This window comes from Allobosea massiliensis (assembly GCF_042655245.1).
Taxonomy (GTDB): Bacteria; Pseudomonadota; Alphaproteobacteria; order Rhizobiales; family Beijerinckiaceae; genus Allobosea; species Allobosea massiliensis.
This window is the reverse complement of the sequence record NZ_JBHSLU010000057.1, coordinates 1-4384: the sequence shown is the minus strand read 5'-3', so window position 1 is coordinate 4384 and position 4384 is coordinate 1. Positions and strand designations below refer to the sequence as shown.

The following is a 4384-nucleotide window of genomic DNA, read 5'->3' as shown; positions in this document are numbered from 1 at the left end:
AAGCGTAAGCTCTGAAATCGTCATATGTCCAAGCCCCTCTCGGCTCGGAACATCAACGTTCCAGTCCCCGCGCGAAAGGTGAGGCCGGGACGACGCTTACCTTTTAGTATTGGTTTGCATAGCGATAGTCGCTCGCATTGGATTGCGACACTGGCCACGAGGCGGACGCGTTCTGTCACAGCGCCGTAAAGAGCCAGAGGGCCGTATGCAGGAATTCCCGGCGCGTAGCGCCTGATTTTCATGCTTGAAGTCCCCCGTGCTCGTCCGATTGCTAAGTCAGGCATGGTCGAACAGACCTTCGAACTCGCGATCGGCGAAGTAGCGCAGCTTGCCGGTGACGATGGGCCGCTGGTTGGCGATGAAGAGCATCTGCCTGGTCGGATGCATGTCGCGGACCTCGTCGGGCGTCATTAGCGGTCGGGCGACGTGCTGCTCGCCATAGGAGATTCCTGACTTTTCGGCGTCGAGCGCGCGGCTCATGGTCTGGAAGACGACGGTCTCTTGGCCGGTGAGATCTGAGACCAGGCGGGCGCTGTCATGATCGTTGACGCCAAAAACCTGGAGGCGGAGCCCCCAAACGGGGGCACTCTCGCCCGCTTTTAAGGGGGCCTACCGACCCCGCGTGGGCGGATTGGCGGGCCTCCGCTACGCTCCGGCCAAGGGCTTTTCGAGGAAGGGAGGGCGAGAATTCCCCAGCTCGGATCCCAAGGGATTTTAAGTCTCTTGCGTCTACCTGTTTGGCGGGGAGGGGTGCATAGGACTGCAAATCCTTGGACCCTCTGCTCCCAAAGCAGATGCGCTACCGAAGCTGCGATGTCCGAGAAGGGTCGAGAGCTGCCTCCTCCAGGTCGAGCGGTGACCTTGTCTGCTCGGGATTCGCCGAATGGGATTTATGGAACATGGCGGTCGCGACGCGCTTGTCTTTGCGTCGCATTCATTGAATGAATGCTCCCAATCTCTTTGAGAAGGCGGTGCCGCAATGTCCCGATCCGAACGAATACCCGAGATGATCGATTCCCGCGCGGTGCGGAACCTGGTCGAAGCCCAGGCGATCCGCAGTGCTACCGTGCTTGGCCAGCCCGGTGGCTGGGCGGTTCTGGTGCGCTACGGCGCCCTTGAACGCGTGGTCGCCTCGACACGCCGACAGCTGCGGACGTGGCGCCATCTCAACAGCGCCGCGGCCTTCGTACAGGGGGAACTGGGCTTGGCCCGCTTTGAGGTCGATGCCAGCGGTCATGAGGAGGCCGGTGGGCACCGCCGGCCCGACCAGGCCGAGCGGCTGCGGCGCCAGCGCGAGGCAGCGGACCACGACGCCTGGTTCCGGGCCGAGGTGCAGGCCGGCCTCGAGGAGGCCGATCGCGACGAGCTGATCGAAGCTGACGAGGCTTTTGCTGCGGTCGAGGCGGCGATCGTGGCGGCGACCCAACGCCAATGAGGGTCGTCTACAGCCGCCGCGCGCTGCAAAATCTGGCTCATCACGCCAGCATCATCGCTCAGGACAATCCGACCGCCGCTCGCGACCAGGTCATCCGGATCCGCGCGGCGATCGATAAGCTGGGCGGGTTTCCAGAGATGGGTCGGGTCGGCCGGATCGAGGGCACCCGGGAGTTCCCGCCGACGCGGACGCCCTTCGTGGTGGTGTATCGGGTCGAGGCGGCCCGGATCGTGATCGTGCGGGTTCTGCACGGCCGTCAGCGCTATCCCTGAGGGGGATTCTGCCGCCGCTGGGCTAATTCGGCCGCGAGCTCTGTGAAGAGTGGCTTATCGCGTGGCTGCATGGTGCTGATCCAGTGGAACACTAGATTGTCCAGGTTTTTGACGTTCTTGAGCTCCTCGAGCAGTTTCGCGCCGAGCAAAATTTTCCGACGGGTGTCGTCCTTTCGAGCTGCCTTCCGTTCCTGGGTTTGAATTTTCTGCAGCTTGAGTTTGGCTTTCTGGAGATCCTCCAGAACCTTCTTTTTGCGAGCCACCAAGGGGCTCTCTTCCATATCGTTCATTGCAATATCCAGTTTGGTCCATCGCGACAGGATAGTTGCGGGATGGCGAGGTGTCACGTACCATTAGAAAGCAAGGAGAAATTACTAAAAGGCGCACTTATGCAAACTTCGCGAGTTTGCGTACGGCAAGGGCCAAGCCCCTGCACCCCATAGCGGCGGAAACGGATGGCGATTTATCATCTCAGCGTCAAAGCGATTTCACGCTCAGCCGGTCGTTCTGCGACCGCTGCTGCAGCGTATCGTTCCGGCGCCCGGATCGAGGATCGCGGTAGCGGCCTGATCCACGACTATCGCCGGCGTTCCGGAGTCGCCGGCTCCTTCGTCGTCGCGCCGGCGACGGCCGAATGGGCCGCGGATCGGGCCGAACTCTGGAACGCAGCGGAGCTGGCCGAGAAGCGCTGCAACAGCACTGTCGCCCGGGAGTACGAGCTTGCTCTGCCTGCCGAGCTCGACGCCGTCGGGCGGTCGATGCTGGCCAAGCGCTTTGCCCGTCACCTGGTCGAGACCTACGGGGTCGCAGCCGATGTCGCGATCCATGTCCCGAACCTGGAGGGCGACCAGCGCAATCATCACGCCCACATCCTGACGACCACCCGTGTGGTTGAGGCGGATGGGTCCCTCGGGGCCAAGACCCGGATCCTGGACGCGGCCCAGACGGGCTCGGCCGAGATCGAGAAACTCCGGTCGGTCTGGGCCGAGATGGCCAACCAGGCCCTACTCGAGGCGGGTCGCTCCGAGCGGATTGACCATCGCTCGCGCGCCGCCGCTGGCTTGGTCGGTCCGGGCACGAAGCACCTCGGGCCTGACCTGACCGCCGTCGAACGCCGCCGGCGTCGTGAGGCTCGCCAGGCAGGCGCGGCCTATGTGCCTGGGTCCCGTCGCGCTCGCCTCAACAACGAGATCCGTGAGGCGCGCCAGGACTACAGCCGGGCTGCCCGGGAGCTCCGAGAGATCCAGGCCGATCAGGAGGCCCAGGAGCAGCAACGGCGGGCCGGTGAGACCGCAGTTGCTCAGAGGGCCGGCTTGGGCACTCAGGCCGCCCAGGAGGCTCAAGAGCGGGCCGTCCGGCAATTGCTGAAGTCCAGCCCGCCTCGGGCGTCCGACCCGCTGGCCGCGGCCGCGAAAGTGGCCGTGCAGGCGACGGCCCCAGAACCGCTCGCGAAACCCGCTCCGGCGCCGTGGCGCCTCGAACACGCCACCGATCGCGAAAAGCCGTTAGTGGCGTTGCTCCTGCTGTTCATCGAGAAGCGGCAGCGGCGCGAGCCGATCGCAGCCCGACAGGAAGCTCTGCTAGGTGCCGTCGTTCGCGCCCTCGGCGAGATCATCGTCAGAGCCGTAAGCAATCTCGCCCAAAGGCTGGAAGCGCTTCGGCACGACCCAATTGAAGGGATTTGGGTCGCCAAGACGCGCGAGACGATCAGGAGCTGGGAGATTCCGGGACCCGAAATGTACAAGCGTCTTCGTCAGGAGGGGCACCTGGGCGGGCCTGAGACACCCGATCAGCAGCCCAAACTAAGCTCACCGCAGCTGGGGCGCGACGGCTTCGAAAGGTGAGGCAGCTCAAGCACTCCCTTCACATGGGAGTGCTCGCTAGCCTGCCAATCGGCGCCACCACGGTCGCTGCGCCAAATTTCGCCAGGCGTCTCGATCGGCTGCTGCTGCATCAGCTCGTTGGCGCTCAACCTCAACCAGGCCCCGAAAGCTGGCCTCCGCACCATCAGCTCGTTTTGCTTCGGCATCCGCTCTGCGGCGTTCAGCTTCAACGATGTCACGCAAACCAGCTATTTCGAGCTCGAGTCGGGCAATCATTACTTGAACGTGGGAGGGGACAACGTCACTTCACCTCCGAACGATATGATGCGACCTGATCGGAAAACGCTCTAGGAATCTGCGGGTTAAAAACTCTGCCTGAGCCTTGCGCTCAAATAAGGTCGGGGCGGCGCCTCTTGCCCGGCGCCGCCCCGCGCTACAGCCCAATGCAGGGGTACAATTGCCGTAGCTCAATCAATAATACGCGTTTCTTCATTGGTGTCATTGTTTCAGTATCTGCGCTCGTAGTACTTTGAAGAGCGCAAAAGCGGCATCGCTAAAATCATGATCACGATTGGATCTGCACCAGTTTTTTACGAATGACATTTGCTCAACAATCGGAAATCTGGATGGGATCAAGTCTAGATTTTCATCTACGCCTGCTGGAGCTCTGACTAATGCGCGTTCATAAAACCCTGCGCCCATGCAAAGTAAATTTTTTCCGATGTTTCATTGCCGGCGATATATTCTATATATTTAGAGCGGAATCCCATCAGGTTGCGTCGTACCCTGCCGCGCTGAAGTAGTTGGCGCACTCGGTGGGCGGGAAGAGGTCGATGATGCGGCCGATGGTGTCC

The 4384-nt window shown here is 62.2% G+C and carries 5 protein-coding genes and 1 pseudogene; 3 read left to right on the top strand and 3 right to left on the bottom strand.

The window, feature by feature from the left end; genetic code table 11:
* Nucleotides 1-276: 276 nt before the first annotated feature.
* Nucleotides 277-564: pseudogene (locus ACFPN9_RS17135) on the bottom strand (type IV secretory system conjugative DNA transfer family protein); the annotation flags it as partial.
* 442 nt (nt 565-1006) lie between these two features.
* Between ACFPN9_RS17135 and ACFPN9_RS17130 the strand changes: the two are divergent.
* Together ACFPN9_RS17130 and ACFPN9_RS17125 are read left to right on the top strand one after the other, a co-directional pair.
* Entirely contained in the window at nt 1007-1435 is a 429-nt protein-coding gene (locus ACFPN9_RS17130; protein WP_156449764.1) for a hypothetical protein, read from the top strand.
* Nucleotides 1432-1707, top strand: coding sequence for a type II toxin-antitoxin system RelE/ParE family toxin (locus ACFPN9_RS17125; protein ID WP_067253500.1), 276 nt, complete (start codon nt 1432-1434; stop codon nt 1705-1707). The genes ACFPN9_RS17130 and ACFPN9_RS17125 overlap by 4 nt, the downstream gene beginning before the upstream one ends.
* Here ACFPN9_RS17125 and ACFPN9_RS17120 read toward each other — a convergent pair.
* Nucleotides 1698-1997, bottom strand: coding sequence for a hypothetical protein (locus ACFPN9_RS17120; protein WP_067253503.1), 300 nt, complete (start codon nt 1995-1997; stop codon nt 1698-1700). The genes ACFPN9_RS17125 and ACFPN9_RS17120 overlap by 10 nt on opposite strands.
* 165 nt (nt 1998-2162) lie before the next feature.
* Between ACFPN9_RS17120 and mobQ the strand changes: the two genes are divergently transcribed.
* Nucleotides 2163-3551 (top strand): MobQ family relaxase, encoded by a 1389-nt coding sequence (gene mobQ, locus ACFPN9_RS17115; protein WP_082734919.1) that lies wholly within the window; start codon nt 2163-2165, stop codon nt 3549-3551.
* Between the two features lie 650 nt (nt 3552-4201).
* Here mobQ and ACFPN9_RS17110 read toward each other — a convergent pair.
* Nucleotides 4202-4384: hypothetical protein (locus ACFPN9_RS17110; protein ID WP_377817293.1), on the bottom strand; the 183-nt coding region annotated here is incomplete at its 5' end.